Annotated in this window: 15 protein-coding genes; 13 read left to right on the top strand and 2 right to left on the bottom strand. The window is 36.4% G+C overall.

Annotated features, from left to right (window positions below; translation table 11 throughout):
- Window positions 1–123 precede the first annotated feature (123 nt).
- The 4 genes from H4J61_RS02925 to H4J61_RS02910 all read left to right on the top strand — a co-directional run bounded on the left by H4J61_RS02925 (window position 124) and on the right by H4J61_RS02910 (window position 3,121).
- On the top strand, window positions 124–390 hold the full coding sequence (locus H4J61_RS02925; RefSeq protein WP_182183517.1) for a hypothetical protein: 267 nt from the start codon (window positions 124–126) through the stop codon (window positions 388–390).
- 1 nt (window position 391) lies between these two features.
- Window positions 392–1,573 carry a hypothetical protein gene (locus H4J61_RS02920; protein ID WP_182183515.1) on the top strand — a complete coding sequence of 394 codons (1,182 nt, stop codon included), beginning with the start codon at window positions 392–394 and terminating at the stop codon, window positions 1,571–1,573.
- A 70-nt stretch (window positions 1,574–1,643) separates the two neighbouring features.
- Entirely contained in the window at window positions 1,644–2,033 is a 390-nt protein-coding gene (locus tag H4J61_RS02915; protein ID WP_182183512.1) for a hypothetical protein, read from the top strand.
- A gap of 173 nt (window positions 2,034–2,206) precedes the next feature.
- Window positions 2,207–3,121 carry a hypothetical protein gene (locus H4J61_RS02910; protein ID WP_182183510.1) on the top strand — a complete coding sequence of 305 codons (915 nt, stop codon included), beginning with the start codon at window positions 2,207–2,209 and terminating at the stop codon, window positions 3,119–3,121.
- Window positions 3,122–3,189: 68 nt separating this feature from the next.
- Here the strand turns inward: H4J61_RS02910 and H4J61_RS02905 are convergent, their stop codons facing one another.
- Complete coding sequence (locus H4J61_RS02905) at window positions 3,190–4,392, bottom strand: site-specific integrase (RefSeq protein ID WP_182183507.1); 1,203 nt, start codon at window positions 4,390–4,392, stop codon at window positions 3,190–3,192.
- 201 nt (window positions 4,393–4,593) lie between these two features.
- On the opposite strand from H4J61_RS02905, the gene dusA reads away from it, so the two are divergent.
- From dusA to H4J61_RS02860, 9 genes are all read left to right on the top strand, one after another.
- Complete coding sequence (gene dusA, locus H4J61_RS02900) at window positions 4,594–5,586, top strand: tRNA dihydrouridine(20/20a) synthase DusA (RefSeq protein WP_182183505.1); 993 nt, start codon at window positions 4,594–4,596, stop codon at window positions 5,584–5,586.
- A 703-nt stretch (window positions 5,587–6,289) separates the two neighbouring features.
- Complete coding sequence (locus H4J61_RS02895) at window positions 6,290–7,165, top strand: sulfurtransferase (RefSeq protein WP_182183502.1); 876 nt, start codon at window positions 6,290–6,292, stop codon at window positions 7,163–7,165.
- A gap of 393 nt (window positions 7,166–7,558) precedes the next feature.
- The gene (locus H4J61_RS02890) at window positions 7,559–7,852 is read left to right on the top strand and encodes a hypothetical protein (RefSeq protein ID WP_182137446.1); all 294 of its coding nucleotides are present in this window, start codon (window positions 7,559–7,561) and stop codon (window positions 7,850–7,852) included.
- Between the two features lie 13 nt (window positions 7,853–7,865).
- Complete coding sequence (gene pspA / locus H4J61_RS02885; protein WP_182183500.1) at window positions 7,866–8,531, top strand: phage shock protein PspA; 666 nt, start codon at window positions 7,866–7,868, stop codon at window positions 8,529–8,531.
- Window positions 8,532–8,688: 157 nt separating this feature from the next.
- Entirely contained in the window at window positions 8,689–8,901 is a 213-nt protein-coding gene (locus tag H4J61_RS02880; protein ID WP_182137444.1) for a PspC domain-containing protein, read from the top strand.
- Between the two features lie 51 nt (window positions 8,902–8,952).
- Window positions 8,953–9,291 carry a hypothetical protein gene (locus H4J61_RS02875; protein WP_182137443.1) on the top strand — a complete coding sequence of 113 codons (339 nt, stop codon included), beginning with the start codon at window positions 8,953–8,955 and terminating at the stop codon, window positions 9,289–9,291.
- A gap of 504 nt (window positions 9,292–9,795) precedes the next feature.
- Entirely contained in the window at window positions 9,796–10,266 is a 471-nt protein-coding gene (locus H4J61_RS02870) for a copper chaperone PCu(A)C (protein WP_182183497.1), read from the top strand.
- Window positions 10,267–10,274: 8 nt separating this feature from the next.
- Entirely contained in the window at window positions 10,275–11,267 is a 993-nt protein-coding gene (locus H4J61_RS02865; RefSeq protein WP_182183495.1) for a DUF2333 family protein, read from the top strand.
- A gap of 6 nt (window positions 11,268–11,273) precedes the next feature.
- Window positions 11,274–12,041, top strand: a complete 768-nt coding sequence (locus H4J61_RS02860) for a TIGR04219 family outer membrane beta-barrel protein (protein WP_182183493.1) — start codon at window positions 11,274–11,276, stop codon at window positions 12,039–12,041.
- A 482-nt stretch (window positions 12,042–12,523) separates the two neighbouring features.
- On the opposite strand, the gene H4J61_RS18035 is transcribed toward H4J61_RS02860, so the two are convergent.
- Window positions 12,524–17,149 (bottom strand): S8 family serine peptidase, encoded by a 4,626-nt coding sequence (locus tag H4J61_RS18035; protein WP_310649919.1) that lies wholly within the window; start codon window positions 17,147–17,149, stop codon window positions 12,524–12,526.
- Window positions 17,150–17,553 lie beyond the last annotated feature (404 nt).

The raw sequence follows: 17,553 nt of genomic DNA, 5'->3' as shown, positions 1-17,553 counted from the left end.
TATATAAAATCAATATTATTATATATAAATATTGAATTTATTTTAAAATAATAAAAATTAAATTTTAAATGGTGTTGACTTTATTCAAAAAAGTTTTAATCTTTTAAGAAAGGAGATTAACAAATGGTGATAAATAAAAACATACAACTATTTAAAGATTCATATATAAAAGCAGCAAGTAAAACAAATTGTTTTAAAAAAGCAGTTGTTAACTGTGAGAATAATCTAATAACAGTATTGTTATTGGATGAAGTTAATAATAGATATTCAATACAAAAAGCTAATAAAAAAGAACTAAGAAGCTTTAAATCTATAGATTCAGCACGAAATACACTCGAAAGATTCGGCTTTATGACCTTTAAAATAAATATAATAAAAGATGAGGTTTAATATGAGTGACATGCTAGATAAAGATTTAAAAGAATCTAAAAAAGATAATTCTGATGCTGGATTATTTACCCATTATTTAAGTGATGATGTTTTTATTATAAATCCTGACATTACAAGAACCATATTTAACCCCGTAAACGGAAATAAAACTTGTACAGAGAGCTGGTCTGAAAGTGATAAAAAATTAGGTAAAGTGGGAAAAAATAAAAAATTTGGTAAACTTGGGAGGGATAAAATAGTAGATGAAGATTTAATAAAAGTTGGAAAAGCTGACGTTTTAATAAAGTATAATGAATTCGACTTTGAAGTATCAAGTAATTATCTTGATAAACAAGGGAATTATTTACACTTGAACATGAATGAGTGTTTTTTACTTTTTGGTTTTATTATCAAAAAATTCGAAGATGTGAATAAAAATAATGAATATAAAGATTTTGAATTTGATATTGAAACATCTTGGAATGAAATCGTTAAAACACTAAATATAAATGGTGGCTCAAGAAATTTATATAAATTTGAAAAAGCTTTTGAACTTTTGAGAAAAACAAAATTAAAAATAGGAAGAAAAACATCGGGTTTGATTTCTGAATATGAAAATACTTGGCCTGAAATAACTGATCCCGAAAATCCTGATGCTGTACGACTTAATAAAAAAGAAACTATAATAATCACTTTACCAAAAAACATTGTTAAGTTTGTAAAAAATCACAACAGAAAAATATTAGTTAGTTATGAGACTTTTTCTAAAATCAAATGTCAGATAACAAAAAAGTTATATGTTTATCTGCTTGGTTTGAGTACTTTAATAAGAAATATGGGGATTGGTTACGAAACTTTAGAAGAAGTTCTTGGTTATAATTATAGCTATGATGTTAATAGTAAGAAATTTGATAGAAAAATGCCTGAAGAAAAGGTAAGAAAGGCTATTAAAAAAGCAACTAAAGAACTTGTTGAGTTGGGTTTTTTAATAGATTCTAATTGTTTATATAAAGATGTTGTCGGAGTAACAAAGTATAAGTTTTACGATAAAGTTAATGAAGATTATAATAAAGATAAAAATAGCACTATTGAATCTAAAGATTTTAAAATAAAAAAAACTAAGATAAAAAAAGATGATACTGATTTAAATTGTAATCTTGATGATCCTAAAATCGCTAAACTTTTAGATGATGAAGGATTTTAATATTAAAGTTTGTTTAGATTTTATAGGTATATTATAATAATTTAAATTAATAAAAAATGGATGCTTTAAAATGGCTGATTTCAAAACTGTATTATTAAATAAAAATGCTTTAAAAGAAGCTCTTTCAAGCTTAAAAATTGGGGACGCGATTACCGCCCATGAAAATTTAACTGAGTGCATGAGTTCGATTAAATTACCTAGTGATGAACTTCTTAAAATGATGGCTGATCAAGGTTTATCAATCAGTGATTTTGCACCATCAGAAGCTCCTACAGCGCCACGTAAGCCAAGAAATAATAAAGTTGAAAATCAAAGTTTTGTTATCTCTGACGATCAGCCAGTTTGGGTAAAAGGTCGTTCAGTTTCAAGCCATCGTGATGCTGGTGACACTATTTATAAATATGACGATTTGCCGCAAAAATACAAAGCTGCTGCTGAGGAAAAAGTAAAAGCTGGTTAAGTTGCAATATGTCGTAGCTAATGCCTGAGGACTCTCTTTACTGTACACGTAGAGTTAATATGGTCAAAAAGTAAAGCATACTGCGACATTAAGAATATATAAAAACCAATTAGTATGTTCGCCACAATTGAAAGAAAGGTAAGCATCGTTTTAATATTTAAAGGATTAAAGTTTTGTTAAAACTGTTCTCGGTAGTATTCTCTATCTTACTAGTAGCAAGTTGTACTAGCCCTCAATCTCAGCCAAAAATTATCATCAAAAAATGTGATCTTTTCGAATACGAAAATATCAAAAAGGATCTGCTCTCTTTGATGGATGTAAATTATTCTTATATCACTGAATATTTTGTTTGGCAGTCATACCGAAACGATTTAGTCAGATCTCTAGATGGAAGTGAAGCATCTTATGAAACTGCAAAAAATACTAATGATAAAGTTATTACAAAAGCAAAGAAAACTCGTATTATTATTAATAAATTAAAAAGTGATATTAATAATAAGGTTTGTACAAATTACTCTAGCTTTAGAAGAGAATCATCTAAAGAGTTAGAATCTATTAATAGCTTTTTATCTCTTGAAGAAAGCGCAGAAAAACTTAGAAAGGGCATACATAAGAACGAACAATATAAGTTAAAGTTAGCTCAAGAAAAGAAACAAGAGGCTGAAAAAATAAAACAAGCCATAAAAGAACGAAAAGCATTTTATAGCTCGATAACTTCAGCGCAATATAAAGATAATTATATGAGTATTCAGCTTGTAGATTTTAATCGTGGTACGGCAACACTCTTACTAAAAAACTTATCACGAACTAAAATCATCACTCCTAACTATCAACATTGTGAATTACAAACTAATACTCTAGGTGGTGAAGAATGCTTTTGGATTACAAAAAACATTCGTTCAAGTGATGAGCATGGTAACAAGCACCAAATTTATTGGTTACGCCCCTCGCCAATCAAACTGCTTCCAAACGAATCTGCTAAACTTACAATTCCTTTGGGAAAAACTATTCCAAACGCAAGTATTAAACTAAGTTTTTCAAAACAATCTGTTGGTAATGAAAATTCATTTACTTTGTTTTTTAAATAAAAAATTATATTTAGAAAAAATCCGTGAATTTTATATAACTAAAAGGGGCTTTATAGCCCCTTTCTGTTTTAAATATTATTATTTTCAAATTCAGTTTTAGAAAAATTTTGCAAATCTAATTTAGTATAAATGTTGTAGAGAACGTTTATATCTTTATGTCCTGTGATCTTGGCAACAAGCGCAATATCATAGCCCTTTTCTATAAGTCTCGATGCTGCTTCTCTTCTTAAATCATGATAACGTAAATTCTTAATACCTAATTTATCCCTGACGCGCTGCCAACCTGCACTTATACTACGTGGGTTGTAAGGAAAAATTGAATCTGGTTTTTCTGGATCAAAACTTTCTTTTTGTTTCATTATAATATGATAAGTATCACCCAAAAGTGGCACTAGACTATCGTATTGTGTTTTTTCCTTTTTAATATATTTATTTTCATCTTCTTCTTCTTTAACTTGGAATATTTTATTTTTATTTTTTTCTGGATTCTTTCTATCTCTAACAATAATTGTCTTATTATCGTGATCAACATCTTCCCAGTATAACTCTGTAATTTCACCCACTCGCATTGCTGTATAAATTGAAAATTGAAGAATGTCAGAATATGGAATCTTGGCTGATCTATGATTTTCTCTTTCTTTTAAGCCTTTTTCTAATAACACTAATTCATTAGGTGTAGGTCTTCTGTCTCGTTCTCCACTTCTGCCAATTAATTTTAAAGTCACTAAAGTTGGAATTGCTTTTTCGTGATAAGAGAGATCAGCTTTAATTTTAAAAACCTGTTCTGCAAGTTGGGTGACAGAATGTAAGTATGTAATATCATGATAAACGGTTTGTGGAGTTGGCTTATTAGGTTCTTTTAATCGAGTTTCACAGTGTTCTATAAGATCATCAGCGGTTAATTCATGTACTTTTTTATTAGCAATGTCATATTTTAATAATGACCTCAACACATACCACTTGGTTCTCCCAATTCCATTTCCTGTGATGGGGTGTCTTATATACTCAATTATTAAGTCGTTTACAGTAGCTTCTCTTAATTTACTAATTTCTTTGGGAGCATAATATGTACCCTCAGCAATTTCTTGATGTTTTTCTTCTAATCTTTTAGCTGCTTTTTTTGCCCACGCTTGCGCTGTTTCTCTGTTCTTGAACTTTTCTTCATCTTTATCAATGATTTTTCCACGCTTAGTAATGCGAACTCTAGCGCGATATGGAAAACCATCTTTATCATTTTTTAATTTCCTTTTTTCTATATTAATAGAAGCCATTTAAATCCCTCTTTTTGTGTATAATAGCGAAAATTATAGCACTATTGCTTTAAATAACGTATCAGTTTTTGCACCCATACGTTGTACCCATGGGTGCAATCAAGTTAAAAATAAGTCAAAACATACCAAAAAGAGCAGAAACAAGAGATTTACTATTTTGCATTATTATATATTTATAAGTATCTGTAGCGTGGTATCGCAATGAAAACCATAAGTCATAAACTTTCAGTTGCACCGATGCTCGATTGGACTGATCGCCATTGTCGTTATTTTTATCGCGTAATGTCTAAGCAAACGGTCTTGTATACCGAAATGGTTACTACGGGGGCAATATTGCACGGAAAAGGTAATTATTTGGCGTATAACGAGCAGGAGCACCCCTTGGTGTTACAGCTTGGTGGTAGTGATGTAAAGGCGATGACTGAATGTGCAAAAATTGCTGAGCAGCAAGGTTACGATGAAATCAATATCAATGTGGGTTGTCCGTCAGACCGAGTGCAAAATGGCAAGTTTGGTGCTTGTTTAATGGCTGAGCCAGCGTTAGTTGCCGATTGTGTTGCTAGTATGCAAAACGCGACTAAGATCCCCACAACGGTAAAATCTCGTATTGGTATTGACGATCTCGACAGTTATGAGTTTTTGCAGCAGTTTTTAACAACGGTTAGTGCGGCGGGGTGTCAGCACTTTATTATTCATGCTCGCAAAGCTTGGTTAAGTGGTTTAAGCCCAAAACAAAACAGAGATATTCCACCACTTGATTACCAGCGGGTTTATCAACTTAAACAAGATTTCCAACAGTTAGATATTTCAATTAATGGCGGTATAACAACGTTTGCACAAGCGAATGAGCACATGCAGCATATTGATGGCGTGATGATTGGCCGCGAAATTTACCAAAATCCTTATATGCTAACCGAAGCTGACAATGAAATTTGGCAAGCTGGTGTTGAGGTTAAGTCACGACAAGCCGTGCTCAATGAAATGGTTGACTATATTGACCGTCACGTTGCCAGTGGTGGTCGTGCCTGGCATGTGGCAAGACATATGTTAGGTTTATGTAATGGCTTAGCAGGCGCTAAACAATTTCGTCGTTATTTAAGTGAAAATGCCAATGGCGAAAATGTCGGTGGTGAAGTACTGCAACAAGCTTTTGATAAAGTATTACAACTTAACCCTGAGCTAACAATTATCTAAAGGTCATCTAAAGGTAATCTAGCCTTAATGTCGGTTTATTATCACGAACTAGCTACTTTACATGCTGAATACTTAGCGCTATTTAGCACTTTAAAGGTCCCAATACCGGAAAGTCTGTACTCGATTTTGGCACTTCGCTATCATTTTATCAGTAGGGTTTTGTTTAATTGATGTTTGCACAAATCTCACTATATATTAGTAAATTTAACCACATCGAAGGGATATTAGCGTCTACTTAGCCTAGTTAAAGCTTGTGTGAAAATAAATTAACTTTAAAAACAATGGATTAGGTTTGATTTAAACCTTGGCATAACCTTTGTAAGTGTTTATATAACTTATTTAAAAATACAGTGTTATAAACAGCTTAAAAGGAATTATACCATGCAAAGTTTCACGCTATTATTTACGCTATTTATGTTGCCTAGTGTTTGTGTGCTGGCGACCTCATTGATTGTCGCTCATTTAGAACAAGGTAATTAATCCTTGTTACCTGTTACCTGTTACCTGTTACCTTAAAACGTAAAGCGTAAAGCTAACGAAAAATGACCTAAAATTGTTTATGGCTATTTAGTAATATAACTCATCAATCTAACTGCATTTTATCCCTTGATTACGCTTTTGAAAGCTCTCTTTCGCTAAATACTGTACTTTCGTGTTTAACTCGGCTAATTTTGCTTTACGCTTATCAGCAAAAGTTTAGATTATGACGTATTTTCAGCAATTAATTTCCTGTATCGATTTGCACGCAATACTAGGGAGTAAAGACCTTGTGGTGTTAGATGCGAGTATTCCACCTGTGGGTAACATGGCTGCACCAGTATATAGTTGGCCTGAATATCGTCTGCCCAACGCTCGCCGTTTCGACTTAAATCAACACTTCTCAGATTTAGCTAGCGATTTACCCCACACCATGCCATCAGCTAGTCATTTTGAGCAAGCTGCAAAAGCGTTAGGCATTAACCAGCAAAGCCAAATTGTGGTTTATGATGATTTAGGTTTATTTTCTGCCGCGCGGGCTTGGTATATGTTTAGAGCCATGGGCCATAAAAATATTGCCGTATTAGACGGTGGTTTACCTTATTGGCTCAAATTGAAGAAACCGGTCGCGGATCCCCAAACCAATATCCATGCTAAGCAGCACCAAGTTATTGGTAATTTTGTTGCCAAAGAGCAAGTAGGCTACTTTTGTAACTGGCGTGAAGTTGCCACTCAAACTGATTCGCAAGCTGAACTTATTCTCGATGCGCGTGCTGAACGTCGCTTTAAGGGACTAGATGCAGAGCCTCGTGCGGGTGTGCGTAGTGGCCATATGCCAAATGCAAAAAACTTAGCCTACAAGCATTTGTTCAATCAAGGGCGGTTTAAATCACCTGATGAATTAGCCAAAATTTTTGCGCATATTAACGCTAATAAACAAGCTATGATCATGAGTTGCGGCTCAGGTGTTACCGCTTGCATTTTGGCGCTGGCTGCAGACATTATCGGTCATAAAAATGTGCGAGTATATGACGGATCTTGGAGCGAATGGGGCTCGTTACCTAACACCATCGTTGAAACCGCCACGAATAACTTTGAGTAAAAATAAGGCTATCAGTACTATCCTGTCTACCTACCTACCTACCTACCTACCTACTTATGATGACACCAGCGTTTATTTTGCTGTCATCATAGCCACAAATCTACCTGCTAATGGCCTAGCTATAAATTTGATTATAGCTACAAAGCGGCCAAGTAAAATCTTAAATTAATTATTGGTCAATTTCACTAATTTCAGTGTAGATATTGACCAAATTATAGTTTGACATATTATGTCTTGCGATGGAGCTTTATCTCTATAATTTAATAATAGTAATAATAACAATTAGTTAAATGTTTTTAAGTAATTGGCACAGCACTTGTAATAGTAATATCAGATACCAACATGAAGCGTTAACTATTCACGCTTCATGTTACTCACATAAGGATATTAATAATGAAACTATTACAAAACAAACAGACATTACGCGCCGTTTTATTATCTTGTACGTTGCTATTTACGATCAATACTTATGCGCAAGATACCGGCTTAGCGCAAAATTTAACCTTAAGCGTGCAGGCACAAAAACAAAAAGTTCAGCTTGATTTATCTGCAGAACTCGCACATTCAATTAAGGCTGAGTTAGATCGTTTTTCGACTCGCTACAGCACAGTGAAAACTCAAGAGTTAGCGGCAGTTTCAAAGCAAAAAAAATTAGTGACAAAAAAACAACAAACTTCAGCGTATTAATAGGAGATATACCATGGGCATGTTTTCAAGATTTACCGACATTATTAACGCCAATATTAACGCCATGTTAGATAAGGCAGAGGAACCCGAAAAAATGATCAAGTTGATCATTGAGGAGATGGCAGAAACCTTGGTTGAAGTGCGTTCAGCAGCGGCTAAGCAGATTGCTGAAAAGAAGACACTGATGCGTCATATCCGTGCAATGGAAAGTCGCGTTGCACATTGGCAAGAAAAAGCTGAACTTGCTTTAAATAAGAGTCGTGAAGACTTAGCCAAATCTGCGCTAGTTGAAAAACAAAGTTGTACACAAAAGCTAGCAGAATTTAATCAAGAGTTAAGCCAATTTGATGAGTACCTAAATGCGCTTCAGCTAGATAGTCAACGTTTGCAAGATAAGTTAACGGAGGCGAAGCGCAAACAGGAAGCCTTTGCAAAACGCCAACAATCTGCAGAAGTGTGCTTGAAAGTACGTGAGAAAGTCGCCACTGGTAATATTGACGAAGCGATCGGTAAATTTGAGCGTTATCAACAAAAAATTGACCGTGTTGAAGCGGAAGTTGAAGCCTATGATATGACATCATCAAAATCTTTAGATAGCCAGTTTCGCGCGTTAGAAAATGATGAAACCATTGAGCAAGCGTTAGCGCAATTAAAGCAAAAAGTAGCTAAAGGTAGCTAAAAGTTAACGGGCAGTAATTATTAATGTCGCGCTGTGATCTTGGATAATCCTTGGTGTTATCTTTATAACGCCTGTGGTTAGTTACTTTATTGGCGTGTTATTAATATTTTTCAATTTAATGTATAAAAGTGCTCAGCTTGGGCACGAGGAGTAAGTGATGAGCTTTAATCGCGAGTATTCAGTTAATAAAACCTTAACTAAAGATGTAGTACATAAAAAATTATCAGGTGTTTGTGGCGGTATTGCTAAGTATTACAATTTGCCTCGAATAGCCGTTAGAGTAGGCGCTATTCTCGCTTTATTGATGTTTCCTGTTGCCACAGGTGTCGCCTATTTAGTCGCTACCATGTTAATGCCGACTAAAGCTTAACGCGTTAAATTTGTTTGAATATATTTTTGAAGATATTAAAGGGAGCCAGCTATGTCATTTTTTAAATCATTATTTCTAGCCATTTTTGCCACACTATTTTTAACTTATGTGTTAGGTGTCAGCTTTATAGATTTATTTGATGTTGATATTTATATGGGAGAGCAATTGGTTGAACCTTTAAAGGCCATTAGTATTTCAGCATTAGTGGTGGTGCTACTGGTGTTAGTTGCCTTAGCAATAGCGATGAGTGTATTTGGTTCATTGATTTTTATTGTTATGCTGTTGCTAGGTGGCGGCGCTATGTTATTGGTGGGTGTGTTTTGGCCAATACTCTTAGTGGCTGGTGTTATTTGGTTAATCACACGAGATAAAAGCTCTGTTCAATGCTAATGCTTTTCTGCGGATATTAATATTAGTGGAGATGAAATGTCAGCAGAAAAGTTAAAAATAGTAAAATGTTTAACATAGCTAGTTGATCTTTACACTTATGTTCACAGCAAAAACACTGACACTAATAGTAGTAGTTAGTAGTATTAGCTTTCAGCTTTCTATATTGAACCTATGGCCCATAAAGCTATGAGCAGAAGGTCGTTAAAATAGCTTACTGATTGCTATTAACTACATTAGCTACACTTAATAAAGTCATTGAAGTCATTACCTACACCAAACCACTTTTTTTCATCTTGGGTCAATATCCAGAAAATATCATCACTGGTATTCGTCAGCGTAAGTAAACCACAGAGCTCAATATGGATTTTTTTATTAAGGAGTTAATGCCGATGAGCAGAATACCCTGGGGTTTATTTGAAATAATTAAGTTATCCATTTCGCCCAAGCTTAGTTACAATGATAGTAACGAATCATAATATGAATAAAAAGGATGTATAGCAGCTTATGAGGAATGTACTTTTACCCATGATTTTACTGATGATAGTAGTGAGTAGTGTTTTTGCCAATGTAAGCTTGGCAAGTGAGAACGCTAAGCTGGTAGTTGAGAATGGCTATGCAAGGGAGAGTATCCCCGGCACGTCGATTTCTTCTGCTTATATGACGATAAAAAATTTATCAGCAAAAAATATTCGACTTATCGGCGCAGCAAGTGCAGTAAGCGACCGGATTGAAATTCATCAACATACCATGTCTGATGGCTTAATGCGTATGCGCCAACGTGACTATGTAGAAATTTCAGCTCAAAATAGTACCGTATTTCAGCCTTCAGGTTTTCATTTAATGATTTTTGATTTAAAACAACCCTTAAAAGCGAAAGAAAATATTATAATCACCCTGTCTTTTGACGATCAATCTAGCATCAATGTAAATTATACTGTTCAAGGTCTTAAACAGAAAAAGCATGAGCACCATTAGGAGTAGTTATGAAAGTTAATATCTCAATAAAAACTGTTATTTCAGGATTTTTAGCGCTATTTTTTGTGCTGTATTTACTTGGCGTTTATTGGAGCTTTGAACCAGAACAATTCGATATTCGTGCTGAAGTGACAAAAGCAGCAACAGCAGAAAATGTCACTCCTGTTGTGGGTTATACCACCACAACGGCATTAATTCGTGTTACTGAAACCTTATTGCATAAGCCAGGTGGTTATTTATCTAATGATGCGCTGCCACCGTCAGTGTTTTTAGATAATATCCCCGCATGGGAGTTTGGCGCACTTGAAATGATAAGAGATATGTCGTTGGTAATGCGCCAAGAATTTAGTCGTTCACAATCTCAGTCAGTTGAAAACAAAAATTTAAAAGTTGCTCAACCACAGCTTAATATTGATAACACCAGTTGGGCTATTCCTAGCGCTGAAGGTGAATACCAAAAAGCAGTGAATGAGCTATATGCCTACAGAACGGCATTGACTCAGGTAAATAATCAATCAGCTCAATTTTACGCGCGTTCTGATAATTTACGCGCTTGGATCCAAGAAGCAACTAAACGTTTAGGCAGTTATTCTCAACGCTTAAGTGCCAGTGTTGGCCGTGAACAAATTAACGTTGATCTTGCTGGCGATAGAGTCGCAAAACAATCAACATCAAGCGCAGCAAGCATGGCGTTAAAAACAAGTTGGTGGGTGATAGATAATGAATTTTATGAAGCCCGTGGCGCTTGTTGGGCTTTGTTGCACTTCTTGAAGGCCATCGAAATAGACTTCAATGATGTCCTAGATCAGAAGAATGCTAAAGTGAGTGTACAACAAATTATTCGCGAACTAGAAGCAAGCCAAGAAGCCATTTGGAGTCCTATGATTTTAAATGGTGATGGCTTTGGTGTGTTGGCAAATCATTCGTTAGTAATGGCCAATTATATATCACGTGCAAATGCAGCACTGATTGATTTAGACGACTTATTGAGTCAAGGGTAATAAAACATGAAAAAAATAGCACTAGCAGCAGCACTTGCATCGATTTTATCCACTAATGTTCAAGCGGATGCTTTAGGTATTTATTTGGGTGGTCAAATATGGGACAACCAAGCGTCTGGAACTTTTGGCGATGGTAGTTCACAAATTGATTTTAACTTAGCGGATGAAAAACAAAACAGCTTTTTTATTGCCTTTGAGCACCCTCTACCGTTAATTCCAAATATACGTATAGCCTCTACTTCATTAGAGACTATAGGTAACACAAGCTTAACGACTGACTTTGAATTTGAAGGTGAAACTTTCAGCACAGATGCTAATGTTAATGCTAGTTTTAATGTCAGTTATCTTGATTACACACTTTATTATGAGTTATTTGATAATGATCTATTATCATTTGATTTTGGTTTGACGGCCCGTGATTTTGACGGTGACGTAACGGTATCAGCACAAGCCAATTCAGGCACTGAATCGGTTACACAATCAAGTAGTGTTGCAGTCACTGATGTTGTGCCTATGTTATATGTAAGAACTAATGTTGGCTTACCTTTAACCGGTTTGAACTTATATGCACAAGGCAACTTTTTATCATTTGATGATCATACACTTTATGACTATGAAGTCGGTGTAAGTTATGAACTTATTGATAACCTAGCGGTTGATGTAAATATTAATGCCGGTTACCGTGCGGTTAAGTTAGAGCTTGACGATTTAAATGACTTGTACACCAATATTGAATTTGACGGTGTGTTTATTGGTACCACTATTCACTTTTAACGCATTAAGCTAGTCACATTATAAAAAACAGAGTTGAGTAATCAGCTCTGTTTTTTTGTGTTTAAGAAACATGATCAATTTTTTTGTTCCAGACATAATTAAGTATCGACATCCATATATGGCGATGTGAATGATTAACAATTCACTTATGAGCAGTTACCGATTAATAATGTGGGTAGTTAGATCAAGTTGATTAATTACCTGCTCATTTTTAATGGTTAAAATGAAAAACTACGACGTTATGAAGTTCATAAGTAGAATAACGATTGACTAAATTTCATGCCTTGTATATATCTATTTTCTGCATGAAAAAGTAGACCACTTAATTAATCAAATGTGTATTATATGTCGATTTCGGGTGCTTGGCAGTGATGAACTTTTAAGAGGAAATTCCAGTATCATCAGGTAATAAAAAAGCCATCAACATAATGTTGATGGCTTTTACTTTTATAGATGCTTTAATAAAAGTTTAGATTATCTAATTACGCTTTTTTACGGCGAGTAAATAACAATGGTGTCAGCAGTAACATTAACCACCCGAATGAACCACTTTCTTTCTTATTAACAATTGATACTGAAGCAACCATTGAATCTGAGTTGTCGTTGCCATCATTTACTGTCAGCTGAAAAGAGATAGTTTCATCTTTCGAGACTTTGGGTGCTGTAAAGCTAATTGACTCAGCGCTTGCGTTGATAGTCACTGGAGTCCCCGCCATTTGCACCCAAGCATAAGTCAGTGCATCACCGTTAGGATCTGATGAGTTAGCACCACTCAGTTGTACACTTTCGGTTTCAACAACAGCTGTACTACCTGTAATCATCGCGGTAGGAGCACCTTCAACCTGAATAGCAACGCTTGAGTTATTAACAACTTCAATTGTATTTATATCGTCTGTACTGTGTGTAAGAACAACATTTGCTGGACCACCTTTAAACGTATCTTTAATCTCAGTAGAGAAAGTAAATACTTGTGGATCAGTTGCGACAGGCGTTAATGTATAACATATAACTAAGCCAGAATATATATCTGAAATATCACCAACAGAACCGGCTTCACCGCCTGTATACGGTGATATTGCATATACGTCGGTACGACCTGATGTACCTGTAGCATTTTCAAGGCCAACAGTTACACCTAAATCAGCACCAACAACATGTGTCACATTATCGTAGGCAAACATGACATTACCAGTAGAGTTATCAAATACCACTTCAAAATCGATATTATCAGAAACACTTGCATCGCCATTATGGAAATCCCAAGGTCTCATGTCATCAAACTCAATGAAGCTATAACTACCAGCTGAGGCAGTACTAACACCAGAGGTATCGGTACGAACAATTTCCATATCACGCCAAAATGGTGCAACTAAGTTGTTAGCTTCCGCGGCATTGGGTAATAACTGGTTAATCCAAGGTGTTGAACCGGCTGAACCACCTAAGTAAATAAACCCATCATCTGTTACAGAAACTGAACTAAATGACTTGCCTAAAAAGTTGGCGTTTAAGCTATATGTCGCGGTAACTGTGTCACCATTTAGCGTACCAGGTAAGATATCAAAAGCAGCTAAATCAAGGTAGCCACCACCTTGACCAAAATCTGGTAATGCACAACTTGTATCATTATCATTGGTCGTTTTAGTATAGAAGGGCTCAACACCAAATAGTGATTCTTGAACAACAGTCCAAGTAATATCATTACCGCTAATTACCGCATCACCGCTAACTGAAGCTTCATCAAGCGTCATACTTGCAGGTACTGTTGCTTTAACAGTATATGTGCGCTCGCCTGGGGTTAAGTTTGCAATTACACTCACTTCATAATCAACACGGTCTTGACGTTCCATGTATGCATTTGCATTACTTGAAATAGACACATCGTCCATGCCACGCATAAGGTCAACAGATACTAATCCTAAGTTGCCTGCATTTTCAAAGCTTGTACCTAAGTCAAGAGCACCGTAGTACATATCACCTTGTAAAGCACCGTCAAGTGACCATTTAACACGTAAGTCAAATTCCGTTAATGCAGTTATAGCAGTGTCAGCTTCGATAGATAAGTTATCACCAGCTTCAGCATCTACAATAGCTGTTGCTAAGGTATATGCATCTTCAGCACCTTCCTCTGATGCCGCCCAGTTTTGAACAGCAACCCAGTAACTACCGGCTTCAGGCATAATTAGGTCAACTTTTTCAAGTGCAGTAGCGGTTGCACTGATACCCACTTCTTCGTCTTCTTGTGGGATACCATCGCCGTTAGCATCTAAACCTACGCGTAGATCTAAATCTGGAGATGCAGACGCTAATATTTCTACAACAAAACGTTTTGCATCAGCAGGAACGGTATGCAGAGTAACATTAATACCATCGGCTAAATCATCGTAAGCATCACTATTATCGCTATCGACAGCTAATGTCGCCTCAGTTTTGTCTGCCTTAGTCAAACCATATGAACGACTGGTAAATTCAGTAATTTCAACCGCCATAACATTTTCAATTAAGTAGCTATCTTGATCGCGATTTGCGTCGAAAGATAGACTGTCTGGTATGTTACCATTTGAAGCCTGAACGCTTACAGGAATTCTAGCTGTTGGATGAATATTTGATGTCATCACAACGTGGCCAAATGACCATACGTCACTTTCTGCAGCAATGGCATCAACACTAATTGCTATAGTCTGGCTTTCGCCGGAGGCAAGTGTAAATGTTGCTGGAGTAGCCGTAATGATTAAACCATCAGAAATCGTAGTGCCTTCAACAGTCCAAGTGCCGTCTGCTGTAGCAGTTACAGTTCGGGTCCAATCACACAAACCAACACAGCTAGCATTAGCAACTGATGGAATGTTTAATGTTTTAGGATCCCCACCTTCGTCAGGATTAGCAGCAGTATAGTTCGCTGCAGTTTCATTCATTACAAGACCTGTTAGATGCGCTAAATTCACCCGTATACTACCAGCACCCATATCAAAGAAATCAGCAGCTGTTGTACCATCTTCTTTACGAACATCGGTAATTGCTGTCAACATTAATGCTGAACGAATGTTATCAGGTGTCCATGTTGGATGAGCTGATTTCAATACAGCACCAGCGCCAGCAACATGAGGAGCTGACATTGAAGTCCCTTGTAAAAAGGCAAAATCTGTTGGTGCTGGTGTGGTTTCGTCATGACCAAATTGCTGATCTGAATAGGCCGCATAAATTGAAACCCCGGGAGCCGTTACAGAAGGGGTCATAATATCAGGAACTGTATTATTACCGCCACGTGAAGAGAAGTCAGCCATATCATCTGCTTGGCCAATCTTTAACTCAGCGACTGCAGCAGTAATGGTTGCAGTATGTCCTTCACCACTTGCTAACCAAGCACGTAAAGCATTACCATTTTCTGCGTTGATATGAATACCAGGTACCACGTAAACGTCATTGGCTACAGCATTTGAACCATCATCTATATTACCAAGTACAAAACCACCTGCGCCACCATCAGCAGCATTTATTGCTTTTTGTACACGAGCAATTTCGCCTCGGTCACAAACAACTATTTCACCTGAGAATGTATCTGTTGGGAAAGGCTGTAAACATTGTGCAGGGTCTCCATCAGGATCGTTGCTGTTAGTGTAATCACCAGCCCAAACAATACTTGCTGTAATACCTTGTGAGGCACTGTTACCTTCAATAGTAGCTAATTCAGTATCACCACCGGTGAATGCGCCAATTTCTTTTTCAAAGGCAACTTCACGGCCGTGTGTGGAAGCACCAACAACGGTATACCAAGGAGCATTTTTCGAAGTGGTAAATGCGTCTGGACCGTCATTGCCGGCAGAAACAGAAGAAAAAATACCGGCTTCTTGAGCGGCTAAGAACCCTAGCTCAGTTGAACTTACCCAAGGATCGCCGCCACCACTAATCGAGTAGTTAATAACATCAACACCATCAACTAGCGCATCATCTAGCGCCGCAATAATGGCTGCACCTGGACAACCCGAATATTTATCACCAGTGTCGCCACCATGACATATTTGATAAGCAACAATGTTTGCGTGCGGTGCTACACCAGAGATTTGAGCAAATTCAAAGCCTGTTGTGTTTATACCGTCACCTTCAAGTTCACCTGTTTGAGGGTCAACTAAAGGTACATCATGTAAAATGTTACCGCCAGCAGTACCTGCAGTATGAGAACCGTGCCCGCCGTAATCTTCACCATTTTTGGCTGGTGGGGTATTGCCAAATACATCAGCATCGTCATAGCTGTCTGTAATAGTGGCATATGAACGTACACCAATTAATTTGTCGTTACACAAGGCAGCGAAATCGCCAGCACAGTCACCCGCGTAGACACCTGATCCCCATGGGTTAGTATGATTGTAGCCGTCATCACCAACGTCGGCAAATGATCTGTGATCAGTATTTGCACCTGTATCAAGCACACCGATAATTACGCCTTCACCCATGTTAACAGCACTTTGGCCTTGACCATCCCAAACTAAGGGTGCACCAACGTGAATTGGGCCGGTATCAGTTACTAAATGCTCAGTTTTTTCACGTTCAACGTACGCTACATCAGCAAATGTCGATAAAGCTTTAGCTTCATCTTGCGTTAAACGCACAGCCATACCATTGAAGGCATTTTTATATTGATAAGTAACGTTTAAACTACCGCCTAATTTTCCTGACGCTTTTGTTAGGAACGTTTGGTGTTTAGCTTCTAAATAATTACTGTAGGCGATTATTTCAGGCGCTTGAAAATCAAGCCGTAACTCTTTTCTGATTTGTTTAGAGCTTTTTTTGCTATTGGCTAAAGATTTAAAAAGAGACTTCTTGGCAATTTGAGGATTAGTCGCTGTTAAACCGGCAACAGAACCGTCGTATGTAGCAACTGGTTGGTCTTTAAAGCGAATAATATAAGTATAAGTACCACCAGTTAAGTCTTTTTCAGCACGAAATTTTTTAACTTGCGTTTTATTGTATGTACCACCTTTGTTTATTGAAATTGGTGTGACTGATTTTAATGAATCAGCCAAATATTGCGTTTGAACTGTGCTGGCAGATGCCTGCATAGTGGCCATTGATAATAGCGCTGTAGAAACAGCAATTGTTACTTTGTTATTCACAAGGAAGCTCCCTAAATGCACAGATAGCTGTGCGGGTTATTATTTTATATTTAGTAAATCCATTTAATATCAAAGACCTACTTATTCCATAAGACGAGAAACGCAAAAGTGCGATGACCAAACATAGCAATATGTAAACATAATGTAAATATATGGAGAGTGGGATTTTTATTTAAGAGGATATTCATTATAGAAAGTGGAAAGTAGTGTTTACAAAATGTACACTTTACTTTTATTAGGTCTAAAATGAATTCTTCATGAGGGACAAAAATTAATTGACCAACTATCTAGTATCTTTTTTTAGTGTTATTTAACAGTAAGTTTAGCAATTTAATCTAAATGTTATTAATTAATATATATTTTGGCCGGAAAAGCAGTAGGTATTTAATCGTTGGGGATAATTC

The sequence above is a fragment of the Colwellia sp. MB3u-4 genome, assembly GCF_014077065.1.
In the GTDB taxonomy this organism is placed as follows: domain Bacteria; phylum Pseudomonadota; class Gammaproteobacteria; order Enterobacterales; family Alteromonadaceae; genus Cognaticolwellia.
Note: the sequence above shows the minus strand (reverse complement) of the source record. Positions and strands in the feature narration are given on the sequence as shown.

Bases quoted from the DNA above. Each gene is read 5' to 3' on its own strand.
- H4J61_RS02880 (WP_182137444.1), top strand. From the start codon at position 8,689: ATGAGCTTTAATCGCGAGTATTCAGTTAATAAAACCTTAACTAAAGAT.
- H4J61_RS02895 (WP_182183502.1), top strand. From the start codon at position 6,290: ATGACGTATTTTCAGCAATTAATTTCCTGTATCGATTTGCACGCAATA.
- H4J61_RS02870 (WP_182183497.1), top strand. From the start codon at position 9,796: ATGAGGAATGTACTTTTACCCATGATTTTACTGATGATAGTAGTGAGT.
- H4J61_RS02905 (WP_182183507.1), bottom strand. From the start codon at position 4,392: ATGGCTTCTATTAATATAGAAAAAAGGAAATTAAAAAATGATAAAGAT.
- H4J61_RS02860 (WP_182183493.1), top strand. From the start codon at position 11,274: ATGAAAAAAATAGCACTAGCAGCAGCACTTGCATCGATTTTATCCACT.
- H4J61_RS02875 (WP_182137443.1), top strand. From the start codon at position 8,953: ATGTCATTTTTTAAATCATTATTTCTAGCCATTTTTGCCACACTATTT.
- H4J61_RS02890 (WP_182137446.1), top strand. From the start codon at position 7,559: ATGAAACTATTACAAAACAAACAGACATTACGCGCCGTTTTATTATCT.
- H4J61_RS02915 (WP_182183512.1), top strand. From the start codon at position 1,644: ATGGCTGATTTCAAAACTGTATTATTAAATAAAAATGCTTTAAAAGAA.
- H4J61_RS02865 (WP_182183495.1), top strand. From the start codon at position 10,275: ATGAAAGTTAATATCTCAATAAAAACTGTTATTTCAGGATTTTTAGCG.
- pspA (WP_182183500.1), top strand. From the start codon at position 7,866: ATGGGCATGTTTTCAAGATTTACCGACATTATTAACGCCAATATTAAC.
- dusA (WP_182183505.1), top strand. From the start codon at position 4,594: ATGAAAACCATAAGTCATAAACTTTCAGTTGCACCGATGCTCGATTGG.
- H4J61_RS02925 (WP_182183517.1), top strand. From the start codon at position 124: ATGGTGATAAATAAAAACATACAACTATTTAAAGATTCATATATAAAA.
- H4J61_RS02920 (WP_182183515.1), top strand. From the start codon at position 392: ATGAGTGACATGCTAGATAAAGATTTAAAAGAATCTAAAAAAGATAAT.